Below are 22,485 nucleotides of genomic sequence, written 5' to 3'. Positions count from 1 at the left end.
CAGGGTTGATCGAGTGTCTCGATCCGTTTGGATGTGCGGCTTATAGAACCCGCGTCACTGAAGTGTCAAGCGCAGGATGGGAGAAAAACGGCGAGATTTGAGCCGCTATTTTCCCGATCCCTCGTTCATTCTCCAGGCCGAATAAAACCGGTCTTTCAAGCGGCTACAGGGGTCGCCAGAAGCGCCTTCAGCGATGCTTCGGCATCGGCCGCCCGTTCGGACCGTTCGACGAAGCCGCCGCCGTGGACGCGCGCATCGGCACCTTCGGCGGAATAGAGAACGCAGGCCTGACCGGGTGCCACGCCCTGCTCGCCGATCGCCAGATCGACATAGACGCCGCGCTCATCCGTATGCAGCGTGGCAGGTGACGGCGGGCGCGTCGAGCGTACCTTGGCAAAGCACGCAAAGCCGTTGCCCGCATCATCCTGCAGCGTCCCGTCGCCAATCCAGTTGACGTCGCGCAGATAGACGCGGTGCGTATCGAGCGCTTCCTTCGGCCCGACGATGACGCGGCGCGAGCGGGCATCGAGATAAACCACGTAGAGCGGCTCGCCTGTCGCAACGCCCAGACCCTTGCGCTGACCGATCGTGTAATGGACGATCCCCTCGTGGCGGCCCAGCACGCGGCCGTCCATGTGGACGATATCGCCCACCAAAGCCGAGTTCGGCTTCACCTTGGCGATGATATCGGCATATTTGCCGGCAGGGACGAAACAGATATCCTGGCTGTCGGCCTTCTTGGCAACCACCAGCCCCATGTCTTCGGCCAGCTCGCGCACCTCCGCCTTGCCCATGCCACCCAACGGAAAGCGCAGGTAGTCGATCTGCTCCTGCGTTGTCGCAAACAGGAACCAGCTCTGGTCGCGGTCCGCATCGATCGGCCTGAACAGCGCACGCCGGCCCGGATTGTCGGCCGTGGGGTTCGGCGCCGAACGGATGTAATGGCCGGTCGCCAGAGCATCGGCCCCGAGCTCGCGCGCGGTCGCCAAAAGATCGGCAAACTTGACCGTCTGGTTGCAGGCAACGCAGGGAACCGGCGTTTCGCCCATCGCATAGGCTTCGGCAAATGGATTGATCACCGTCTCGCGGAAACGCTTCTCATAGTCGAGCACGTAATGCGGAATACCAAGCGTCTCGCAGACCCGGCGCGCGTCGTCGATATCCTGGCCGGCGCAGCAGGAACCCGCCCGGTGCACGGCCGCGCCGTGATCGTAGAGCTGAAGCGTGATCCCGATCACGTCATAGCCTTCGCGTTTCAAAAGGCCGGCCACGACGGAGGAATCCACGCCGCCCGACATGGCGACCACGACGCGCGTATCTTCCGGCTTCTTGTCAAAATCCAGCGTATTCACGGGGTACTCTCTTAAAGTCTCTCAGGCCGCGGCAGCAAGCACGCCGGCAGAGTGGCACCAGATGTGCGGGATCGTCCGCGCAAAGGCTTTCAGAAAGAGGATATAGAAAGGAATGAGCTGGCGCGCAAGAGAAGCCCGTTCACCCCATCTGTGCCCTCAGTGTCAGAGAGCAGCAACATCAGGACTGGAAGTTCGCGTGACGCAGGGCCGTATCCGCGACGGCGCCGTTTGCGTGCCCGTTGCTGTTGCTCGCACCTTCGGCCCTTAGACGAGGCAGCGCTGCCGGATATTCCCGCTGAACGAAGTCGATGATCTTCTCGCGCATCTCGCAACGCATGTCGAACGTCTTCGGCGCGTTGTTGGCGGAGACCAGGATACGGATCTCCATCACGCTTTCCTTGAAATCCGTCACCTGAACATTGACCACGCGCCTGTCCCAGATCTTCGACTCGTTGGCGATTTCCTCGACCCTGCGCCTGATGGCGCTGACGGGAACGGAATAATCGAGATAGATCATCACAGTGCCAATCAGGGCCGAACCTTCGCGGGTCCAGTTCTGGAACGGATTCTCGATGAAATAGGAGAGCGGCAGAATCATGCGCCGCCAGTCCCACAGCTTCACCACCACATAAGTCGACGTGATCTCCTCGACATTGCCCCACTCCCCTTCGACGATCAGCGCATCGTCGATGCGGATCGGCTGCGTGATGGCAAGCTGGATGCCGGCAAAGATGTTTTTAAGCATGGGCTGCAGGGCAAGACCCAGCACGATACCGGCGACACCGGCGGAGGCGAGCACGCTGACGCCGTATTGCTGGACGGCCGGGAAGGTCATCAGCATCGCGGCGACCGTGACGATGACGATCATCGCGCCGGCAATGCGCTCGGCAATCCGCGACTGGGTCACGTGGGTGCGGGCAAGAAGGTTGTCTTCCGCATCCAGCTTGAAGCGGCGCAGATAGACCGTCATCCAAATATGCAAAGCCGTCTTTGCGACCCAGCCGAGCACGAGGATGAAACCCAGCAGCAGCACATGCCGGATGATTTCGGCGGGTCGAGCCGCAAGCGGTGCGATAGATGATGCAAACGATACAGTGAATGTCAGAACCGTCAAACGCATCGGCCGGCGCCCGCGCGACACCAGCGATCGCCAGAACAGGTCCTTGTCTTCCACCAGCCGCTTGAAGATACCGAACGCGAAACGGTGGATCGCCAGACCAATCAGGACCGCGCCCACGAGAAGGCCGACGCTCACCATCCAGTTCGGCAGCCAGTCGGTATATTGACGAAACTCTGTAATCAAAAAATCCATCCAACCGATTTAGGGTGCAGTGCAGCATGAAACACCCCTGCCGCAAAAATTTCACAGTTGCGGTGTCTTCATGGCGGCCGTTGGGAGACGAGGCGAGGAGCGCGGCATGACTGTCGATAACGGAAAATCCGACCTTACCCGGTTCGTGGATGCACAAGACCCGGTCTACGCGCAGGTCATGAGCGAACTGCGAAACGGCCGCAAAGAGTCGCACTGGATGTGGTACATTTTCCCGCAGATCGCCGGTCTTGGTCCCTCAATCATGTCACAACGCTTCGCACTTACCTCTCTGGAAGAAGCCCAGACCTATCTCGACCATCCGGTGCTTGGACCACGTCTCCTCGAATGCACGCACGCCATGCTTCCGCATGAAGGACTTTCGGCGCGCACCATCCTCGGGTTCCCCGACGACATGAAGTTTCGCAGTTCGATGACGCTGTTCGATAAAGCCGCAACAGAAAAGGGCTCGCCTTTCGAGCGAGCCCTTGAGAAGTTCTTCGGCGGCCAGCGCGACGACAAGACGATCGCGCTGCTGGGGATTGGCTGATCAGGCAGCCGACTGGATGGCCGAGACCTTCCAGTCATTGGCCGGCTTGCGCACGAAGGTCCAGATCTCGACCGTTTCCGTGACGGCATTCGGATCCCCTTCGGCGACAGCGCCGGTGTTGCGATCGCTCAGGAAGTCGACGCTCGAGTAGCGCATCGCAACCGTTGCGTATTCCTGGCCGTTTTCGCGCCAGGCTTCCGAAAGGTCGCCCTGCAACAGGGTCACGTCGCGGACTTCGTTCTTCACGCCGTTGGTGGCGTTTTCACCAAGCTCTTCAGCCAGATAGGACATGGCTTCCGGCGTGGTGAGATTGCGAAGCTTCGCGTAGTCTTCCGCGCCATAGGCAGCCTGGACATCCGTCAGCATCTTTTCAAAGAGGCCGAGATCGCGACCGGTGATACCGACTTCATCCGTGTCGGGACCCGCCTGACGCGGAGCAGACGCAGCCTGCGTGGCACCGAAGCCACCCATCGCACCGCCGCCAGAACCGATCTTAGGGATCTGGAAGCCGCCACCGTTGTTCTGCGGTGCCTGGTAGGCATGGTTATTGTTGTCACGGCTGTTACCGCCGAAACCGTTATCGCGCGCGTTGCCCGCAGGACCCGCCGGGTGCTGCTGCTGGCGACGACGGGCGAAGAAGCGGAAGGCCAGCATGGCAAGACCCGCGATCAGCGCGATCTGCAACAGCATGCCGAACATGCCGGCCATACCGCCAAAACCGTTGCCCATCATCATGCCGAACAGGCCACCGAGAGCCAGACCGCCGAGAAGACCACCGGCCATGCCGCCGAACAGGCCACGACGCGGCTGAGCCGCCTGAGCGCCTGCGCCGTTAGCAGGAGACGCTGCGTTCTGCTGCGTGTTGGGCGTCATCGAACGATTGATGCCGGTTGCCGTGCCTGGTGCCGTGTTCGTGGTCGGCGGCGGTGCGAATGTGCGTGTACCGCGGCTGCCGAAGCTGGAACCGCCGCCGGCGCGGCGCGCCTCCGCCATATCGACGGCTGTTAGCGAAACTGCCATTCCGACCGCGAAGATCGCGAAGAGTTTCTGGAAACGCCGAAGCTTGGATAACATTGGTTTCTCCTCTGGCCGCCCGATGCGGTCGTGATCCTAGATATAGAGAGTGGCAGGCGCGAATTTTAGAGCCACCACCATCTTTTCCCGCCGAAGTAGATATCGGACGATGAAACGGGAGCCAAGCGATGCAAATACAACCAGCGGGAGATTTAGCGTATGGACCGATCACATCGGCTTGATCACAACGAAAAAGCCCGGCGCGCTGGCACCGGGCTTTGTCTTGGTCATCCGGGAGGATGGTTTATTCGACGTTGAAGACCAGCTGGCGGGCCTGACGGATCGCCGGGTTGGCGGTCAGGCGGGCGAGCACGTCGTTCGAAACAGGACCATCGACATAAAGCAGCGCGATCGCATCGCCGCCATCCTTCTCGCGGCCGAGATGGAAGTTGGCGATGTTGACGCCGGCATCACCGAGCGTGGTGCCCATGAAGCCGATCATGCCGGGTACGTCGGTATTGGAGATGTAGACCATGTTGGCGCCGACATCGGCGTCCATGTTGATGCCCTTGATCTGGATGAACCGCGGCTTGCCGTCGGAAAAGACGGTGCCGGCGACGGAACGGCTCTGCTTGTCGGTGGTGACCGTCAGCTTGATGTAGCCGTCATAGACACCGGTCTTGTCGCGCTTGACCTCGGACAGGACGATGCCCTTTTCCTTGATCATGATCGGCGCGGAAACCATGTTCACGTCTGCCACCTGGTTACGGATCAAACCAGCCAGAAGCGCGGAGGTGAGCGCCTTGGTGTTCATTCCGGCCGTTGCGCCATCAAACAGGATCTCGATGTCCTTGATCGGATCTTCCGTGACCTGACCAACGAAGGCACCGAGAACATCGGCAAGACGGATGAACGGCTTCAGGATCGGTGCTTCTTCAGCGGTGATCGAGGGCATGTTGATGGCGTTGGAAACGGCACCCTTGACCAGATAGTCCGACATCTGTTCAGCCACCTGCAGCGCCACGTTCTCCTGGGCTTCCGTGGTGGAGGCGCCCAGATGCGGCGTGCACACGACGTTGTCGAGGCCAAACAGCGGGCTTTCCGTCGCAGGCTCGACTTCGAACACGTCGAAACCGGCACCGGCGACATGGCCGGACTTGATGGCTTCTGCAAGCGCTGCCTCATCGACGAGACCGCCGCGGGCGCAGTTGATGATCCGCACGCCCTTCTTGGTCTTGGCAAGGTTTTCCTTGCCGAGAATGCCGCGGGTCTTGTCGGTCATCGGAACATGCAGGGTGATGAAGTCGGCGCGCGCCAGTAGATCGTCCAGCTCGACCTTCTCGACGCCCATGTCCAGCGCGCGTTCAGCCGAGAGGAAGGGGTCGTATGCGATGACATGCATGCCGATGCCGATCGCCTTCTTGCAGACGATGCCGCCGATATTGCCGGCGCCGATGACGCCAAGCGTCTTGCCGGTGATTTCGACACCCATGAACTTCGACTTTTCCCACTTGCCGGCCTGCGTCGAGGCATCGGCCTGCGGCAACTGGCGGGCAACCGCGAACATCAGCGCGATCGCGTGTTCAGCCGTCGTGATCGAGTTGCCGAACGGCGTGTTCATGACGATGATGCCGCGCTTCGAGGCAGCCGGGATGTCGACATTGTCGACGCCGATACCGGCGCGGCCGATGACCTTGAGGTTGGTCGCGGCAGCGATCAGCTTCTCGGTCGCCTTTGTGGCGGAACGGATGGCGAGGCCATCGTAATTGCCGATGATTTCGGCGAGCTTGTCCTTGTCCTTGCCTAGCTTCGGCTGGAAATCGACTTCGACGCCACGATCGCGAAAGATCTGGACAGCGGTTTCGGAGAGTTCGTCGGATACGAGAACGCGAGGTGCCATGGGTTGGGCTCCTGATTAAGGGGTGTAATCTCTAAAAGCGGATGAAACGGTGCCGCGTCCCTCAAAGGGAAAGCGGCGGCACCGGAATTCGATCAGGCGGCGGCCTTGGACAGCGCGGCCTTCTGCGTTTCGAACGCATAGGTGAGCCACGGCATCAGCGCCTTCATGTCCGCCTCTTCGACGGTGGCGCCAGCCCAGATGCGCAAGCCGGACGGTGCGTCGCGGTAAGCGCCGACGTCGAGTGCGACGCCTTCCTTTTCGAGGATCGAGGTCACGCCCTTGGCAAAGGCTGCCTGTGCGTCAGCGTCGAGAGCGGCGACATCGGCATCGGCGATCTTCAGGCAGACCGAGGTGTTGGAGCGCGTCTCATCGACCTGCGCCAGATTGGCGATCCAGTCGTTGGCCGCCACGAAATCGAAGATCACCTTCGCATTGGCGTCGGCACGGGCGATCAGCGCCTTGAGGCCGCCGAGCGACTTTGCCCACTGCAGCGCATCGATATAATCCTCGACGCAGAGCATGGACGGCGTGTTGATCGTCTCACCCTTGAAGATGCCCTCGGAAATCTTGCCGCCCGAGGTCATGCGGAAGATTTTTGGAAGCGGCCACGCCGGGACGTAGCTTTCAAGACGGGCGACAGCGCGCGGCGACAGGATGATCATGCCGTGGCCACCCTCGCCGCCCAGCACCTTCTGCCAGGAGAAGGTGGTGACATCGAGCTTGGCAAAATCGAGGTCCTGCGCAAATGCGGCCGACGTTGCGTCGCAGATGGTGAGGCCCTTGCGGTCATCAGGGATGAAGTCGGCATTCGGAACGCGAACGCCAGACGTCGTGCCGTTCCAGGTGAAGACCACGTCACGGTCGAAATCGATAGTGGAAAGGTCGGGAAGAACACCGTAATCGGCCTCGATCTTGCGGACATCCTTCAGCTTCAGCTGCTTGACCACGTCGGTGACCCAGCCGGCACCAAAACTCTCCCAGGCGACCATGTCGACGCCGCGTTCGCCAAGCAGCGACCACATCGCCATTTCAACGGCGCCGGTGTCGGATGCGGGAACGATGCCGATACGGTAATCGGCCGGAACGTTCAGAACTTCACGGGTGAGATCGATGGCCTGCTTGAGCTTGTCCTTGCCAACCTTGGCGCGGTGCGAACGACCGAGCGGGGCATCGGAGAGAGCGTCGAGCGACCAACCGGGGCGCTTCGAGCAAGGGCCAGAAGAAAAATGGGCGTTATTCGGACGCAGGTCCGGCTTTGCGGCAGTGGCCATATGTATACCCTTCCAGGTAATTGGCTCCTCGTTGGGGAGGAGTGTCCCGCCGCCGTGGATAGTGGAAAGATGAGAAAAGCGCAAGTGGAAATGGGTTTCTGGAGAGTGCGGCTAGCAAGATCGCGCTGATGGAGCCGGAGTAGCACAAGACCGGGATCGGTCTGCTAGCATATGTTTGATATGCCGATCCCCCGACTGATCACCCTTGCAAAGTTCAAAAGACTATTGCGCCAATACTGTCGAAATGGCGTGCAGCCCTGCAACGTCAGTGCGTCTTCAGCAATATGAGCCTGAAGCCCGCAGCCTGTCAGGAAAATTTTTCTCCGCCCAGGCTGTTTGACAGCTTACCTACAGATCCAGGAGCAGACCATGAAACGCTTTCTTGTACTGGCTGCAACAGGCCTCCTCACGGCCTGCTCGACATCACAGGTCGACCTTTCCCCCATCCCCGGGAGCATCACATACAAAGGGCAGCCTCACACGCGGCTGAAAAACGCACCGGTGGGCAGCAGGATACCCCATGAATTTCGCAATCAGTTCGGTGAACGGATCAGCGAAACTTACGTCATCGAACCTGATCGTAGCCTGCGCATAATCGACAGACACAGGATCGACGGTCCGTTCGATGACTGACCGTCGATCAGACTTCCCTGAAAGCCCTGGATTGGTCGCCTAGACAGTTGACGCCGCGATCTGGCTCTAGCGCGCCTCCTCGTGACGCTCTTACTGTACCAGTGAGATGAAAGGGCAGAGGCAACCGGTCATCGTCCGAGACAGGCAAACGACAAAAGGCCGCCCGGAAGGCGACCCTTTTTTCTCGAGGTCGAGATAAAGCTTACTTATAGACCAGCGGAGCCGGTTCCGGCTCGTAGGCGACGGGTGTCGCGCAGCCGCCGAAGACGTAGCGAGCGCCAAGGCGTGCTTCGTGGCTGTAGAAGCCCTTGTCGCGGCCCGGACCACCATTCGAGGCGTAACCGAACATGTCGCCGCCGTCGACATAGCGGAAGCGGTAGCCGACATCGGCCTTGACGTTGCAGGTCACGTCGATGGTCGCGCCAGCCATCAGGGCACCGGTCGCGCGCCACGAGCCCTTGCCGCCGTGTTCAACCGAATCATCGCACAGCGCCGGGTTTCCGGTGGCGCAGGACGTGTTGCGCAGCTTGTCCCATTTCACGTAGGTCGCACCGATACCGGCGCCGACATAGGGCGTGAAATAGGCGTATGTGCCGAGATCGACATAAACGTTAGCGAGAAGGCTATAGGCCCTCATCGATGCACGATCCTTGGAGATGCAGTCCGCCGCCACGCCGCAGCTGCCGCTCGTCGACCCTTCAAAGTCGCTCTTCGTCAGGTAGTCGAAAGTCACGTCCGAGCGAAGGTAGTTGTTGATCTGGTAACCGACACCACCGCCGAACGTGAAGCTGTCGTCGATATCCGTCGACCGGAAATCCGTTTCGCTTGCCGAGCTGCCGCCCTGAAAGAACTTGGCGCCGCGCAGCTTGTTGAAGGAATAACCGACGTCGCCGCGCAGGTACCACCCGGTCGACTCCTGAACGGTCACTTCCGGTGCATCCTGAAAGGCTTCCGGCTGCGGCTGATAGACATCCGCGGAATAGGCAACGGTGGTCGTCAGCAAGAACGCCATCGTGGCTGCTAGGCACTTCTTCATGGCTCATCTCCAAGCTTGTCGCGTCAATGGCAGGCACGACGCCCGGCCACCTCTTTGACAATGAAGAATGAAGAAAAAAGGTTAAATGCTGATTAACTATAACCCCAGCAAGGTTATATTCGTGAAGATTTGCGGTTAACAGCACACTGCTCTTAACGACATGTTCACATTATATAAGTGAATTCTAAAAAATTATCGGCGAATTTTTCGTGAATGACGCCCTCGCCTGCCGCCCACTCGCGTCGGTCAGCCTTCCCGGTCCGCTTTGGCTTTGCGTTTCAGCTCGGCCACGGATCGAAGATGGTCGGCGAGCGCAGTCCTCAGTTTTTCCTGCTCATGCCTTGCGACAAGTTTGACCGCTGCCCTGCGGACAGCTTCGATTTTCACGTGCTGCATCTCTTCCATCCCGTCCTTGCGGGAAAGAGAACGCACCATCTCGAAGTTCGATCCCTAAAAAATCAGGGGTAACTTCTTGGCGAGCCAAGACGTTATCGGCGAACCGATCTGCTGCTTCGGAGTTGTCCGTTCTGCATAGGAAAGGGTCAGGTTTTGACACAACTGAATACCGATACTGGGAAATCATTGGCGGTCCACGCCGACGTGCCGCGACCGATCGCCGAACATGGTGCGGTCGGCAATCTGAGAACCCTGGCGCTGGTTGCGCGCGATGGTGCGATCGATTTTCTCTGCTGGCCGGATCTGGACAGTCCCAGCATCTTCGCCGCACTCCTCGATCCGGAAAAGGGCGGCGCGTTCGAGCTTTCGCCTGACATCGACGATGCCCGTCGTCTGCAGATGTATATCCCCGAGACCAACGTCCTCCTCACCCGCTGGCTCGGACAGCACCAGAGCGCCGAAGTGGTCGATCTGATGCCGGTGCCAAAAACCGAGGACGGGGTGGAGAACCTGATCCGCCGGGTTGAAGTCACCCGCGGCGAGATGACGTTTTCGCTGCGTTGCTGGCCGCGCTTCGACTATGCGCGCAAGGTGCCCGAGGTCACGGTCGACGGCGGCGTTTCAACGTTCCGCTGCGGTGATTTCACCCTTCGCCTCTCGGGCCCGGTGACCTTCGAAAAGGAAGACGGCGGTGTCAGCGCCACGTTTTCATTGAAAGCCGGAGAGACGGCCGACTTTGTTCTGGACGGAAATGACGGCGACGTCTGGGACAAGGACGCTGTCAGCGCTGCAATCGCGGACGCCATAGAATACTGGCAGGGCTGGGCAAAACGCTCGACCTATACCGGTCGCTGGCGCTCCTCCGTCACCCGCTCGGCACTGGCGCTCAAGCTTTTGACCTCGCAAAAGAACGGTTCCATCGCCGCAGCGGGCACATTCGGTTTGCCCGAAGCTCCGGGCGGCCCGCGAAACTGGGATTACCGTGCAACCTGGATCCGGGATGCCTCCTTCACGATCTACGCGCTGATGCGCCTTGGCTATCAGGACGAAGCGAACGCATTTTCCCATTGGCTCGTCGACAGGACGGACCGGTCGCCAGGTGGGGAAATACAGATCATGTACAATCTCGATGGCAGTCGCGTCGACACCGAACAGGAACTCGACCACCTCTCGGGCTATGGTGGCGCCAAACCCATCCGCGTCGGCAACAACGCAGCTGAACAAATCCAGCTGGACATCTACGGCGAGCTTCTCGATTCGGTCTATATCAGCAACAAATACGGCGAGGCGATCTCCCACGACAACTGGAATGCAGTCCGGCGCATCGTCGACCACGTCTGCGACATCTGGCAGGACGCCGATGCCGGCATATGGGAAATCCGCAGCGAGCCGCAGGAACATCTGCATTCCCGGCTTATGTGCTGGGTCGCGGTGGATCGTGCCATCCGGCTGGCTCAGAAGCGGTCGCTAACAGCTCCGTTCGGACGCTGGGTCGAGGCACGCAATGCCATCAGCGACGACATCTGGGCAAACTTCTGGAATGCCGATCTCGGGCACTTCGTTCATGCCAAGGGCGGCAGTGATCTCGACGCGTCCATGCTGATGATGCCGCTCGTGCGCTTCATCAGTGCCACCGACCCGGCCTGGCTGGCGACGCTCGATGCAATCGGCAACGAACTTGCCGATGATGCGCTCGTCATGCGCTACAAGCGCAAGGACGGCCTGGACGGCGATGAAGGCTTCTTCGCCGCCTGTTCATTCTGGTATGTGGAGTGCCTCGCCCGCGCCGGTCGCCTGGCGGAAGCCGAGATCAACATGGAAAAGCTGCTCCTGTTCGGCAATCACCTGCAGCTCTATGCGGAAGAATTCGATCCGCGCGGTGAGTTCCTCGGCAATTTTCCGCAGGCCTTTACCCACCTCGCCCTGATCAGCGCCGCCTTCTACCTCGACGGCGCACTGGACGGCAAGTTCAGACAGTGGCGGCCGTAACCAGCGAACGGCCACGAGGTCGCGCCCCCTCTCCCGTCATAGCCGGGAGAGGCTAGATCCGAACGATCCGTCAGGCCGCTTCCGGTCTGGCGTTGGCAATTACCGTGACGAGATCGCCGACGATGCGCTCCACCTGGGCCCGGTCGTCGCCTTCAGCCATGACACGGATAAGCGGCTCGGTGCCCGACGGGCGGATGACGAGGCGGCCCTTGGTGGCAAGCTCAGCTTCCGCATCCGCGATCGCCTGCCGCACAGCGGCATTTTCCAGCGGCTTTCCACCGGCAAAGCGTACGTTTTTCAACAGCTGCGGCACCGGCTCAAACCGGCGGCAGACTTCGCTCACCGGGCGATCGAGCCGCTTGACGCGGGCAAGAATCTGCAAGGCTGCGACAAGACCGTCACCGGTGGTGCCGAAATCCGACAGCACGATATGACCGGACTGTTCGCCACCCACGTTGAAATCGTGATTGCGCATGTGCTCGACCACATACCGGTCGCCGACCTTGGTGCGCGCAAGCGTCAGGCCCTTCGTCTCCATGAAGCGCTCGAGCCCGAGATTGGACATGACGGTCGCGACAATGCCGCCACCGGTCAGCTTGTCGTCTTCCGCCCAGCTTTCGCCGATAACCGCCATCAGCTGGTCGCCGTCGATGATATCGCCATTCTCGTCGACGATGATGACACGGTCCGCGTCGCCGTCGAGCGCAATGCCGATATCGGAGCGCGTCTCGTGGACCTTGCGCTGCAGCGCCGCCGGGCTGGTTGAGCCGCAATCGAGATTGATGTTGGTGCCGTTCGGCTCGTTGCCGATCGTGACCACTTCGGCGCCGAGTTCCCACAGAGCCAGCGGCGCGACCTTGTAGGCGGCACCATTGGCGCAATCGATCGCGACCCGAAGACCGTGCAGCGTAACGTCACGCGGGAGCGTGCGCTTGGCCTGTTCGATATAACGGTAGATATCGCCCTCGACGCGCTTGGCGCGACCGATATCGGCCGATTTTGCCAGCTGCGAATGGAGGTCGCTGTCGAGCAGATCCTCGATCCGCATTTCCAGCTCATCGGAAAGCTTGTAGCCGTCGGGGCCGAACAGCTTGATGCCGTTATCCTCGAACGGGTTGTGTGAAGCGGAAATCATCACGCCGACATCCGCACGCAGCGAGCGCGTCAGCATGGCGACGGCGGGCGTCGGGATCGGGCCAAGCAAAAACACGTCGAGGCCGGCTGCGGTAAAGCCTGCGACCATGGCATTTTCCAGCATGTAGCCGGAAAGACGGGTATCCTTGCCGATCACCACTCGGTGGCGGTGCGTTCCGTTGCGAAAAATTGTTCCGACGGCAATACCGACGCGCATCGCAAGATCTGGCGTCATCGGATAGACGTTGGAATGCCCGCGGATGCCATCAGTCCCAAAATAGCGGCGTGTCATGTAAGCTCCCTGGTACACGCGCTCTCAAAAGCGCGGTCTTCGCCCGGTTATGTCTGTATGTGCAACATGCCCGAGCGGATCGGCGGCACTGCCGTCCAAGATCGGCTCATGCCACAGTTCATCTGCGTTGGCACCTAAATTACCGTCAAAATCGCTTATATCCCGTTACCGAACCAGCCCTGCTAAGGTCGATAAGCAAAAGCCGCCGCGGATGTTTCCGCAGCGGCTTCAATAGGTTTGATGCAGTAGAGATCAGTGCGGCTGAGGTTCAAGACCGCCTTCGGGCGCATCGCCCTTCGGCTCGTCCTTCTTTGCACCGGCGCTCGGCACAGCCGAACCACGGCTTGGCGTCGAATCGTCGCCAAGGTCACGCGACGGCTTCTGGCCGAGAATCAGCGCTCTGATTTCGTCACCCGAAAGGGTTTCGTACTCGAGAAGGCCCTCAGCGATGGCCACGAACTGATCGTGGTATTCAGTCAGGATGTGGCGCGCTTCCGTATAGGCTTCGTCGATCAGGCGGCGAACTTCGCTGTCGATCTTCTGGGCCGTCGATTCGGAGACGTTCTTCGACTGCGAAACCGAATGGCCGAGGAACACTTCCTGCTGGTTCTCACCATAGGCGACCTGACCGAGGATGTCGGAGAAGCCCCACTGGGTGACCATGGCGCGGGCAAGCTTTGTCGCCTGCTCGATATCCGAGGATGCACCCGACGTGATATTTTCCTTGCCGAACGTCAGTTCTTCAGCAACGCGGCCACCCATCATGATGGTCAGGCGCGATACCATCCACTTGTAGCTCATCGAATAGCGGTCGCCTTCCGGCAACTGCATGACCATGCCGAGCGCACGGCCGCGCGGAATAATGGTCGCCTTGTGCAGCGGATCGGCAACGGCCACCTTGAGGGCGGTGATCGCATGACCGGCTTCGTGATAGGCGGTAAGCTTCTTTTCGGCTTCGGTCATGGCGGACGAGCGACGCTCGGCACCCATCATGATCTTGTCCTTGGCGTCTTCGAATTCCTGCATGGTGACAAGGCGCTTGTTACGGCGCGCTGCCATCAGGGCAGATTCGTTGACAAGGTTCATGAGGTCGGCACCGGAGAAACCGGGCGTACCGCGGGCAAGAACCTTGAGATCCACATTCGGAGCGAGCGGCACGTTGCGTGCATGCACCTTGAGGATGCGTTCGCGACCGACGATGTCAGGGTTCGGCACGACGACCTGACGGTCGAAACGGCCTGGACGCAGAAGAGCGGGATCGAGAACATCAGGGCGGTTGGTCGCGGCGATGAGGATGATGCCCTCGTTTGCCTCGAAGCCATCCATCTCGACCAGAAGCTGGTTCAGCGTCTGCTCCCGTTCGTCGTTACCACCGCCGAGGCCTGCGCCACGATGACGGCCGACGGCGTCGATTTCGTCGATGAAGATAATGCAAGGCGCATTCTTCTTCGCCTGCTCGAACATGTCACGCACACGGGATGCACCGACACCGACGAACATTTCGACGAAGTCCGAACCGGAGATCGTGAAGAACGGCACGTTGGCTTCACCTGCGACCGAACGGGCGAGTAGCGTCTTACCGGTACCCGGAGGGCCGACAAGCAGCACACCGCGCGGGATACGACCGCCGAGCCGCTGGAACTTCTGCGGATCGCGCAGAAATTCGACGATTTCCTCGAGGTCGGCCTTGGCTTCGTCGACGCCGGCAACGTCCTCGAACGTGACGCGGCCATGCGCTTCGGTCAGAAGCTTCGCCTTCGACTTGCCGAAGCCCATCGCACCGCGTGAGCCACCCTGCATCTGACGCATGAAGAACAGCCAGACACCGAGGATCAGCAGCATCGGCAACAGCGTGCCGATATAGCTCAGGAAGCCAGACGATCCGTCTGTCTCGGGGCGAGCCATGATCGAGACGTTCTTCGACTGAAGACGCTCCATCAGGCTGTCATCGATGACCGGGGAGTAGGTCTGGAAGTTGGTGCCGTTCTCGGTATAGGTGCCGAGGACACGATTGCCGGTCACGACGACGTCGCGAACGCGGCCGGAATCCACATCACGCAGGAACTGCGAATACGGAATTTCGCGCGAGGACGTCTGCGACGGCGCCGTCTGGAACATGCTGAACAAAGCGATCAGCAGCAGGGCTATAATGGCCCAGAGGGCAAAATTGCGAAAATTTGGGTTCATCGAACTCCCCAGTATGCCAACGGTCACATCATGGCGACCGCCCTTCTTGGAACCTAACATAGGGTTGAGCTTTGGCATTGCCAAGGCGAACCGGCACGGACGCCTAGCTTTTCCGCTGCGAAAGCTTAACCGGAAGCGGGGGTATATCGTCGCATCCGACCAAATCGGCGAACCGGGCTGCAATCTCGAGCTCGAACTGCGACAGGAAGCGTTCGAACGTCCCCAGGACCGGGTGCATGTCAATCGCGTGCAGCAGGCCAGTTTCGAGTGTTTGCACCTGTGGCATTGCCGCCATGGCCCGCATCGCGACCGACCCGGGCGCATTCGGGAAAAGCGAGCCCGCCAGCGTGCGATCGGGAATTGTCGGCCCGATCACGATTTCGCTATTGGTTGGGTTGTGGACGCGGTATCGGCCATCCCAGACCTTCAACGCCCCCGCCGCGATGCGAACAGGGTTCAGATTGCGGCTTTCCCGGTAAAGATACAGCCCATCCCGACGCAGATCGAAGATGACCCGCCCTGCAGACATTCGGCCGAGGTGCCGGCCATCCAAAAATGCCGCGACCCGTGTCATCGTCTCGGTCGAAGGAACGTGTTCCCGTCCGCCCAGGAGCGCGATGAGATGTCCGAGCAGATGGTCCCGAGCCAGTGGATCGCCGCCCAATGCTTCGACCCGCAGGTAGGAGAGAACCCCATGGCTGATGGTCAGCTGCTCGCGGGCCAGTTCCGCCGCTTGGCGGGACAGACGCGTTCGCGAAGCGCCGGCCGCAGCGATCTCGTCCATCGTCACCGTTTCGATGCCCGTGAGGGCATTTCGAGTTCTGACCCTCTCGTAATGGCTGTCGAGATTGCTCGGGTCGTCGATCCAGCCCTCGCCTCCCGCTGCAAGAAAATCCCGGATCGCTGAGCGACGCACAGACAGAAACGGTCGCAGCAGCCAGCGCCGTCTGTCGAGCAGGACTGCACCTGCCATGCCCGCCAGACCCAGCTTGCCCTTCGTGCCGTTGCGCACTGCGCGCATCGCCACCGTTTCGATCTGGTCGTCCAGCGTATGGCCCGTGAGGATGGCGGTGGCTGCGATCTCATCAGCGATCTCCATCAGCAGCCGGTAGCGAGCTTCTCGTGCAGCAGCCGGAATGCCGGTCGTTGGTTTGTCGCCGTCCCAGCGGCGGATCGTGTGGGGGATGCCCATGCGTGCGCAAAGAGATGCCACCGCGCCGGCCTCCGCGCCTGATTCGGCTCGCAGCGCATGATCGATCGTGGCGGCGGCAAGTTCGATTCCGCCTTCCGGGTCAGTGGCCAGCGCCTCCTGAAGCGCGAGCAGAAGCCCGGTCGAATCACTGCCGCCGGAGATCCCCACAAGCAGTTTCGCCGGCCTTGAAAGACCGGCGACAAATTCACGAACCGCTGACGGCGGGGATGGATCCGGGGTGGTCACCGCCGCAGGATCAGCAGGACAGCCGCTTCTGCTCGGTCGTCACCTTGCCGAGCACGGCACGCTGCGCATTCGGATAGCGCTTGGGAACCTCGCGAAGCGTTGCGCAGGCCGTATCCTTGTTGTCGAGAGCCGCAAGCGACATGCCGAGCTTCAGCAGCATTTCCGGCGCCTTGGCGGACTTGCCATAGGTCTGGTGCGCGTTGAGAAAGGTCTTTGCCGCATCGGCATATTTCGCCTGCGAGAACTGCGCTTCGCCGAGCCAGAAATTGGCGTCTGCGGCCCGTGAGCTCTTCGGGTAGCTGGCGAGGTAGCTGGAGAATTCTTTCTCGGCGAGCGGGTAGTCGCCGGAAAGAACATGGTCATAGGCGATCTTGTAGCTGTCGCCCTCACTGCCAAGCGAGGCCGTCTGCTGCGGATCCTGCGACCCACCGCTGCGCGACGAGCCGGAAGCAACACCGGGAAGACCGGCCGAATTGCGGGCATTGTCGTTGCGGGACGCACCGACAGTATTTCCGCTCGTGTCGAGATTCATCGATCCAAGCGTTGTTGGCGCAGGTGCGGCGCGGTTGCCTGTGGTCGCGGATGGGCTGGATGGCTCACCGATGATGCGAGCCACGTCGTCGGCGCCTTGCGCGGCGGGTGGGGAGGTTTCGCCGGAGGAAGCCGAAGACGAAGGGCGGTTGGACGCCACGGCCGGTTGCCCGCCCGTGTCGCCCAAGTCGCTTCTCTTCTTCTTTTCCAGGTCCTGGAAACGGAATTCGTTATCTTCCTGCGTTTTGCGCAGTTGTTCCTGCATCTGCAGGAGCTGATAACTCATTTCCTCGATACGGCCGTTAAGCTGCCGTACCTCTTCCTGAAGCTGCTGCGTCCGGACGGCATCGCCGCCCTGCGCGAGGATCACAGGCCGTTGTTCGGCCTGCGGCTGTTGCGGAACGCTTTGCTCGCCCTGGAAGAGTTTCGGAAATGAGAAGGCCCCAGCAGGGCCCGCCATCGCCGCCAGCCCCAGCATCGCTGCCAAGACAATTTTCTTCATGTCGTCCGTCCTGCTTCCCGCGCTTCGGCCCTTAAGCCGGAATGGCTTTCGGAAAGAACGAAGCGCAACCTATGTTCTACAACGCGCTGTGCGCATCGGAAACCCGGTGCGCGGCGCTGTAGCTTGCGCCGGATTGGCGCAATACGGATTTTTCTGAACTGCCGTCAAAAAGCAACCAAGTCGACGTTCAAAATCAAGGGAAACGGGGCCAAACTAAGGAAAAACAAAAAAGGTGGCGCGAAGGCCACCTTTTCTCACCAAAATGTCATGTGTGGAACGGGGACTGGCCCCGCCCCTCACCGGCATTACATGCCAGCGCCACCGAGAACGGTAACCGCGCGGCGGTTCTGCGACCAGCAGGAGATGTCGTCGCAAACTGCGACCGGACGTTCCTTGCCGAAGGAAATGGTCTTGATGCGGTTGGCAGGAATGCCGCGCGAAGCAAGATATTCCTTGGTGGACGAAGCGCGACGGGCGCCGAGTGCCAGGTTGTATTCGCGTGTACCGCGTTCGTCGGCATGGCCTTCGACGGTGATCGCGTAGTTCGGGTAACGCTGCAGCCACTGAGCCTGACGATCGAGCGTCTGCTGGGCATCTGCACGGATCGAGGTCGAGTCCGTATCGAAGAAGATCCGGTCGCCGACATTGACCGTGAAGTCCTGGCTCGAACCAGGTGTCGCCGAGCCGCCGGCGCCACCGCCGTTGAGGCCAAGGTCACCCGCGTTGTTCGGAAGGTTCTTCTTGTTCGCGCAGCCTGCGAGAGCGAGGGCCAGCGTCAGAGCGATGACGGCCGGGTTGCGAGCGAGGGTCTGCATACGGCTCATCGCCGGGGTATGAATGCGGCTCATGGCCGTTCTCTCCTTGATCATTTAATTTAAGAGTTGCCGAACTCTAACGGATTTAGGTTAACCATGATCAAACGCTTATGGTTAACGAATTCCTTCCGGTGCCCTATTTTTCACTCGTTCGCTGCCGGTTGGAACGCAAGCGCGGCAGATCTGCCGCGCCTCAAACGTGCCTCCTATTCAAGAAGCGGCGACCAGGCCGGATCGGACCCGAATGCCGGTGTCTTGACCATCTGCTCGTTATAGCCGCTGAGATCGATCGAATACAACTGCGGACCACCGGCACCGGCATTCTGACGGAAGAACATCAGAACGCGACCGTTCGGTGCCCAGGTCGGACCCTCGTTATGGAAGCCCGATGTCAGAATGCGCTCGCCGGAACCGTCCGGACGCATCACGCCGATCGAGAACTTGCCGCCCGACTGCTTGGTGAACGCGATCAGATCGCCACGCGGCGACCAGACCGGCGTCGAATAGGAACCATCGCCGAACGAGACGCGGCTCTGGCCCGAACCGTCTGCACCCATCACATAGATTTGCTGGCGGCCGCCTCGGTCGCTTTCGAACGTGATGCGCGCACCATCGGGCGAATAGGATGGCGCGGTATCGATCGCAGCCGTCGACGTCAGGCGCGTCGTCGTGCGCGAACGCAGGTCCATCGTGTAGATATTGGCGTTGCCTTCCTGCTGAAGGCTCATGATCACCTTCTGACCGTCAGGCGAGAAGCGCGGCGAGAACGTCATGCCGGGGAAATTGCCCACCACTTCGCGCTGTCCGGTTTCCAGCTGCAGCAGGTAGACCCGCGGCTGGTTGCCCTCGAACGACATGTAGGTGACTTCCTGACGGCTTGGCGAAAAGCGCGGCGTCAGCACGAGATCCTTGGTGCCGGTCAGCATGCGGACGTTGAAACCGTCCTGGTCCATGATTGCCAACTGACGCTGACGGGCAGTCTTCGGACCGCTTTCGGATACGAACACGACGCGGGTGTCAAAGTAGCCCTGCTCGCCGGTGATCTGCTTATAGATCGCGTCGGCGATGATGTGCGCCAGACGACGCCAGTTTTCCGGCTGAGTAAAGAACTGCTGGCCGGTCATCTGCTGGCCGGCAAACGTATCCCAGAGACGGAATTCGGCGCGCAGACGACCGTCGCCTTCACGGCTGACACGGCCGACGACCAGCGCCTGGGCGTTGATCGCCTTCCAGTCTTCGAAACGCGGCGCGCGGCCCGGATCGGTGATCTTTTCGATGAACGCCTGCTTGTTGACAGGCGCAAAGAGGCCCGAGCGCTGAAGATCGGCGGCGATAACCTGCGAAATCTGCGGGCCAAGCTCGTTGTTGGACAGGAAATCGGTAATCGCGATCGGCAGCGGCTCAACATTGCCCTTGTTGATGTTGATCTCGACCACCGCGTTTGCGGGGTTGGAGATCGCGGCGGCACCGGCGGACGCCATCATGAGCCCGAGGAAGGAACGTCTGATCATGGTTTGGCCTTTCAAAGCATATCAAGATCGCTGGGGCTGAAGTTCACGATGACTTCGCTCCACGCATCGTATTTGTCTGCCGGCAGGTTCTTGAACGGCGACGAACGCAAGACAGCGCGGCGCGCGCTGGATTCAAGCGTCCGGCGGGCCGTATCTGAACCGCCGCTTGAGGAAACTTCGGGTTCGCCGACGATCATGCCCGACTGGTCGAGCCGCATATGGACGCGGATGACCACGCCTTCTGCACCTTCGATGCCGGCGATATAGGACCAGTTCTTGCCGATCTGGCCGCGCAGTGCGTCCATTTCGCTGACGCTGAGCTTCGAACCGGTCGACGGCTTCGTGCTGCCCGTGGAAGCAGACGAAGTGGAACGCTTCGCACCGCCGCCCGACGCATCCTGCTTGTTGAGAAGCGCTGCGATCTGGTCGGCATTGAAGTCGCTGGCCTTGGAAGACGAGGACTTGGCCGTCTCCTGCTTCTTGCCTTCCTTCTTGTCGGTCGGCTTTGAAGCTTCCGTCGCCTTGGTATCCGCCTTGGCGGTTTCTGTCGGCTTCGGTGGGTCAGGCTTCTTCTCGACCGGCTTTTCGACGGGCTTTGCCTGCTCCTTCGGCGGTTCCTGCTTCGGCTTGGCGGCCGGCAGCGGAACGCTGTTGGGAAGCGGCGCTTCCTCGGTCTTGGCTTCGGTCGGAGTTGGGGTCGGTGGCGGTGTCTCGGCCTTGGGCGGCGTCGGCTCGGGCTTTGGCGGGGTCGGCTCCGGCTTCGGCTGCGGCAGCGCTGCCACTTCCTGAGGCTTCGGCGCCGTCTCTTCCTTGACGATATCCTTGACCTGGTTGTCCTCGTCCGTCGGGGTCGGCGTCGGGCGCTCCACCGGCTTTGGCGCGGCGGCGGCTTCGGTCTTCAGGGGCTTCTTGGCCGGTGTCGGCGGGGACTTCAGGTCGATGTCGCTCTCGCCGGCATTCTCGGCGTTTTCGACGACCTTCTGGTTCTTGGTTTCCTTCACCGAAGGCTTTTCGGTGAGAGGCGCCTTCTTGTCGCCCTGCTGCATCTGGGTGATCGATTCCACCGGGACGATGTCGACCGGCAGCGCCTCGACGTCGGCGACGTTGAGCTGCATCGGTGAACTCAGCGAGACAAGCGCCCAGCCGAGAAGCACCGAATGGAGAACCAGCGATGTGCCGATACTACCCTTCATGGCGTGGGATCACTGCTCCTGTTCCTGAAGGGTAACGAGGCCGAGGTTCTTGTAGCCGGCAGACGAAATGCGGGCCATGACCTTCATCACCACGCCATAGGCAGCGGCAGTGTCGCCACGCACATAGATGCGCTCGTTATAGCCGGTCGTGGCGATCGCCTGCAGCTTCGGCAGGATCTCGTCGATCGTGATCGGGGTTTCCTGCAGGAAGATCTGCCCTTCCGGATTGACCGAAACGGTGATCGGCTGCGTATCGGAATTCATCGCCTTGGCCTGGGTTTCAGGCAGGTCGATCGGCACGCCGACAGTCATCATCGGTGCGGCGACCATGAAGATGATGAGAAGCACGAGCATGACGTCGACAAGCGGCGTGACGTTGATTTCGCTGATCGCGCCGCTACGGCTGCGCCCACCGCGACGTCCGCGACGACCGCCTCCCGACTTTGCTCCTCCGGCCGACATGCCCATGGTGCTTACTCCTGGCGTTGTGCCTGATTACTGAGCGGCCTGGCGTGGCTGCAGCTTCTCGTCGATCTGGCGCGAAAGGATGGCCGAGAACTCGTCGGCAAAACCTTCCATCCGCGATGAAAGCTTGCCAGCTTCGCCCATGAAACGGTTGTAGGCGATAACCGCCGGGATAGCGGCGACAAGGCCGATGGCGGTTGCCAAGAGCGCTTCGGCGATACCCGGTGCAACGACCGCAAGGTTGGTGGACTTCGATCCGGCGATCGCCTGGAAGGAGGTCATGATACCGATGACGGTACCGAACAGACCGATGAACGGACCGGCCGAACCGATGGTTGCGAGCGACCCAAGACGTGCCTCGTAGGCCTCGCCTTCACGCGACATCGTCACGTCCATGGCGCGGTCGATACGCATCTGGAGACCGATCGGCGAACGGGCGCCGCGTTCAAAGCTCTTTTTCCACTCGCGCATGGCAGCGACGAAGATGGCGGCAAGGCCTGTATTCTGGCGCTCGCCAAGGGTGCGGTAGAGTTCTTCGAGCGACTGACCCGACCAGAACACCTGTTCGAACTGATCGAACTGACGCCGCGCCTTTGAAAAGGCCATATATTTGTCGATGACGATCGCCCAGGTCCAGACCGAGGCACCCATCAGCCCGATCATCACCATCTTGACGATCAGTCCGGCCTGCATGAACAGCGCCCAAAGGCTCACGTCATGCGTCGCAGCTTCCAGAGCTACCTGTTCCATCTGTCTTCAATCCCCGAATCCAAACGCCCGGCATTTCACAACCGGGCGGGTTCCAAAGCGCGCTCTCGCGAGAATGTTTCTGTCCGCCGAGATCGCCGCCTAACGCCCAAGATGTCCTGAGTTTTCAGCTTGGCTTCTCGCCTTCAAATTTGGTCAAAGGAAGGCGTGCGTTGCACAAATTCCTCACGGGTTAGTAAGACTACATTATCGTTAATAA

At 60.6% G+C, this 22,485-nt stretch carries 19 protein-coding genes; 3 read left to right on the top strand and 16 right to left on the bottom strand.

The window, feature by feature from the left end:
• Positions 1–155 precede the first annotated feature (155 nt).
• Together mnmA and AC0JZ8_RS09875 are read right to left on the bottom strand one after the other, a co-directional pair.
• A complete protein-coding gene (gene mnmA / locus AC0JZ8_RS09880) occupies positions 156–1,352 on the bottom strand; it encodes a tRNA 2-thiouridine(34) synthase MnmA (protein ID WP_471892387.1) in 1,197 nt (398 codons plus the stop codon).
• A gap of 178 nt (positions 1,353–1,530) precedes the next feature.
• Entirely contained in the window at positions 1,531–2,664 is a 1,134-nt protein-coding gene (locus tag AC0JZ8_RS09875; protein ID WP_062582441.1) for a mechanosensitive ion channel family protein, read from the bottom strand.
• Positions 2,665–2,770: 106 nt separating this feature from the next.
• On the opposite strand from AC0JZ8_RS09875, the gene AC0JZ8_RS09870 reads away from it, so the two are divergent.
• On the top strand, positions 2,771–3,211 hold the full coding sequence (locus tag AC0JZ8_RS09870; protein ID WP_062460710.1) for a DUF1810 domain-containing protein: 441 nt from the start codon (positions 2,771–2,773) through the stop codon (positions 3,209–3,211).
• On the opposite strand, the gene AC0JZ8_RS09865 is transcribed toward AC0JZ8_RS09870, so the two are convergent.
• The 3 genes from AC0JZ8_RS09865 to AC0JZ8_RS09855 all read right to left on the bottom strand — a co-directional run bounded on the left by AC0JZ8_RS09865 (position 3,212) and on the right by AC0JZ8_RS09855 (position 7,396).
• Positions 3,212–4,285, bottom strand: coding sequence for a Tim44 domain-containing protein (locus tag AC0JZ8_RS09865; protein ID WP_062460715.1), 1,074 nt, complete (start codon positions 4,283–4,285; stop codon positions 3,212–3,214).
• A 244-nt stretch (positions 4,286–4,529) separates the two neighbouring features.
• Positions 4,530–6,125 carry a phosphoglycerate dehydrogenase gene (gene serA / locus AC0JZ8_RS09860; RefSeq protein WP_471892386.1) on the bottom strand — a complete coding sequence of 532 codons (1,596 nt, stop codon included), beginning with the start codon at positions 6,123–6,125 and terminating at the stop codon, positions 4,530–4,532.
• A gap of 92 nt (positions 6,126–6,217) precedes the next feature.
• Positions 6,218–7,396 carry a phosphoserine transaminase gene (locus AC0JZ8_RS09855; RefSeq protein ID WP_209901750.1) on the bottom strand — a complete coding sequence of 393 codons (1,179 nt, stop codon included), beginning with the start codon at positions 7,394–7,396 and terminating at the stop codon, positions 6,218–6,220.
• A gap of 369 nt (positions 7,397–7,765) precedes the next feature.
• On the opposite strand from AC0JZ8_RS09855, the gene AC0JZ8_RS09850 reads away from it, so the two are divergent.
• A complete protein-coding gene (locus AC0JZ8_RS09850; protein WP_471892385.1) occupies positions 7,766–8,029 on the top strand; it encodes a hypothetical protein in 264 nt (87 codons plus the stop codon).
• A gap of 202 nt (positions 8,030–8,231) precedes the next feature.
• Here the strand turns inward: AC0JZ8_RS09850 and AC0JZ8_RS09845 are convergent, their stop codons facing one another.
• Positions 8,232–9,065 (bottom strand): outer membrane protein, encoded by an 834-nt coding sequence (locus tag AC0JZ8_RS09845; protein WP_062460728.1) that lies wholly within the window; start codon positions 9,063–9,065, stop codon positions 8,232–8,234.
• Between the two features lie 246 nt (positions 9,066–9,311).
• A complete protein-coding gene (locus AC0JZ8_RS09840; protein ID WP_162728259.1) occupies positions 9,312–9,461 on the bottom strand; it encodes a hypothetical protein in 150 nt (49 codons plus the stop codon).
• A gap of 153 nt (positions 9,462–9,614) precedes the next feature.
• Between AC0JZ8_RS09840 and AC0JZ8_RS09835 the strand changes: the two genes are divergently transcribed.
• Positions 9,615–11,450 carry a glycoside hydrolase family 15 protein gene (locus AC0JZ8_RS09835; RefSeq protein WP_092659909.1) on the top strand — a complete coding sequence of 612 codons (1,836 nt, stop codon included), beginning with the start codon at positions 9,615–9,617 and terminating at the stop codon, positions 11,448–11,450.
• Positions 11,451–11,520: 70 nt separating this feature from the next.
• Here AC0JZ8_RS09835 and glmM read toward each other — a convergent pair whose 3' ends face one another.
• The 9 genes from glmM to tolQ all read right to left on the bottom strand — a co-directional run bounded on the left by glmM (position 11,521) and on the right by tolQ (position 22,268).
• Entirely contained in the window at positions 11,521–12,876 is a 1,356-nt protein-coding gene (gene glmM, locus AC0JZ8_RS09830; RefSeq protein ID WP_430254788.1) for a phosphoglucosamine mutase, read from the bottom strand.
• 252 nt (positions 12,877–13,128) lie between these two features.
• Positions 13,129–15,063, bottom strand: coding sequence for an ATP-dependent zinc metalloprotease FtsH (ftsH, locus tag AC0JZ8_RS09825; protein WP_062461836.1), 1,935 nt, complete (start codon positions 15,061–15,063; stop codon positions 13,129–13,131).
• A gap of 103 nt (positions 15,064–15,166) precedes the next feature.
• Positions 15,167–16,501, bottom strand: coding sequence for a tRNA lysidine(34) synthetase TilS (gene tilS / locus AC0JZ8_RS09820; RefSeq protein ID WP_471892384.1), 1,335 nt, complete (start codon positions 16,499–16,501; stop codon positions 15,167–15,169).
• Positions 16,502–16,511: 10 nt separating this feature from the next.
• On the bottom strand, positions 16,512–17,534 hold the full coding sequence (gene ybgF, locus AC0JZ8_RS09815; protein WP_113109796.1) for a tol-pal system protein YbgF: 1,023 nt from the start codon (positions 17,532–17,534) through the stop codon (positions 16,512–16,514).
• A gap of 305 nt (positions 17,535–17,839) precedes the next feature.
• Positions 17,840–18,382, bottom strand: coding sequence for a peptidoglycan-associated lipoprotein Pal (pal, locus tag AC0JZ8_RS09810; RefSeq protein WP_062460745.1), 543 nt, complete (start codon positions 18,380–18,382; stop codon positions 17,840–17,842).
• Between the two features lie 173 nt (positions 18,383–18,555).
• Entirely contained in the window at positions 18,556–19,860 is a 1,305-nt protein-coding gene (gene tolB / locus AC0JZ8_RS09805; protein WP_062460748.1) for a Tol-Pal system beta propeller repeat protein TolB, read from the bottom strand.
• 11 nt (positions 19,861–19,871) lie between these two features.
• A complete protein-coding gene (locus AC0JZ8_RS09800) occupies positions 19,872–21,053 on the bottom strand; it encodes a hypothetical protein (RefSeq protein ID WP_471892383.1) in 1,182 nt (393 codons plus the stop codon).
• A 9-nt stretch (positions 21,054–21,062) separates the two neighbouring features.
• Complete coding sequence (gene tolR, locus AC0JZ8_RS09795) at positions 21,063–21,521, bottom strand: protein TolR (RefSeq protein ID WP_062460755.1); 459 nt, start codon at positions 21,519–21,521, stop codon at positions 21,063–21,065.
• Positions 21,522–21,548: 27 nt separating this feature from the next.
• Positions 21,549–22,268 (bottom strand): protein TolQ, encoded by a 720-nt coding sequence (gene tolQ / locus AC0JZ8_RS09790; RefSeq protein WP_062582426.1) that lies wholly within the window; start codon positions 22,266–22,268, stop codon positions 21,549–21,551.
• Between the last annotated feature and the right edge of the window lie 217 nt (positions 22,269–22,485).

This window comes from Velazquezella soli (assembly GCF_977018685.1).
This window is presented reverse-complemented; position numbering and strand designations above follow the sequence as displayed.

Excerpts from the sequence above, each read along its gene's own strand:
- AC0JZ8_RS09875 (WP_062582441.1), bottom strand. The coding sequence starts at position 2,664 with ATGGATTTTTTGATTACAGAGTTTCGTCAATATACCGACTGGCTGCCG.
- AC0JZ8_RS09870 (WP_062460710.1), top strand. The coding sequence starts at position 2,771 with ATGACTGTCGATAACGGAAAATCCGACCTTACCCGGTTCGTGGATGCA.
- AC0JZ8_RS09865 (WP_062460715.1), bottom strand. The coding sequence starts at position 4,285 with ATGTTATCCAAGCTTCGGCGTTTCCAGAAACTCTTCGCGATCTTCGCG.
- serA (WP_471892386.1), bottom strand. The coding sequence starts at position 6,125 with ATGGCACCTCGCGTTCTCGTATCCGACGAACTCTCCGAAACCGCTGTC.
- AC0JZ8_RS09855 (WP_209901750.1), bottom strand. The coding sequence starts at position 7,396 with ATGGCCACTGCCGCAAAGCCGGACCTGCGTCCGAATAACGCCCATTTT.
- AC0JZ8_RS09850 (WP_471892385.1), top strand. The coding sequence starts at position 7,766 with ATGAAACGCTTTCTTGTACTGGCTGCAACAGGCCTCCTCACGGCCTGC.
- AC0JZ8_RS09845 (WP_062460728.1), bottom strand. The coding sequence starts at position 9,065 with ATGAAGAAGTGCCTAGCAGCCACGATGGCGTTCTTGCTGACGACCACC.
- AC0JZ8_RS09840 (WP_162728259.1), bottom strand. The coding sequence starts at position 9,461 with ATGCAGCACGTGAAAATCGAAGCTGTCCGCAGGGCAGCGGTCAAACTT.
- glmM (WP_430254788.1), bottom strand. The coding sequence starts at position 12,876 with ATGACACGCCGCTATTTTGGGACTGATGGCATCCGCGGGCATTCCAAC.
- ftsH (WP_062461836.1), bottom strand. The coding sequence starts at position 15,063 with ATGAACCCAAATTTTCGCAATTTTGCCCTCTGGGCCATTATAGCCCTG.
- ybgF (WP_113109796.1), bottom strand. The coding sequence starts at position 17,534 with ATGAAGAAAATTGTCTTGGCAGCGATGCTGGGGCTGGCGGCGATGGCG.
- pal (WP_062460745.1), bottom strand. The coding sequence starts at position 18,382 with ATGAGCCGCATTCATACCCCGGCGATGAGCCGTATGCAGACCCTCGCT.
- tolB (WP_062460748.1), bottom strand. The coding sequence starts at position 19,860 with ATGATCAGACGTTCCTTCCTCGGGCTCATGATGGCGTCCGCCGGTGCC.
- AC0JZ8_RS09800 (WP_471892383.1), bottom strand. The coding sequence starts at position 21,053 with ATGAAGGGTAGTATCGGCACATCGCTGGTTCTCCATTCGGTGCTTCTC.
- tolR (WP_062460755.1), bottom strand. The coding sequence starts at position 21,521 with ATGGGCATGTCGGCCGGAGGAGCAAAGTCGGGAGGCGGTCGTCGCGGA.
- tolQ (WP_062582426.1), bottom strand. The coding sequence starts at position 22,268 with ATGGAACAGGTAGCTCTGGAAGCTGCGACGCATGACGTGAGCCTTTGG.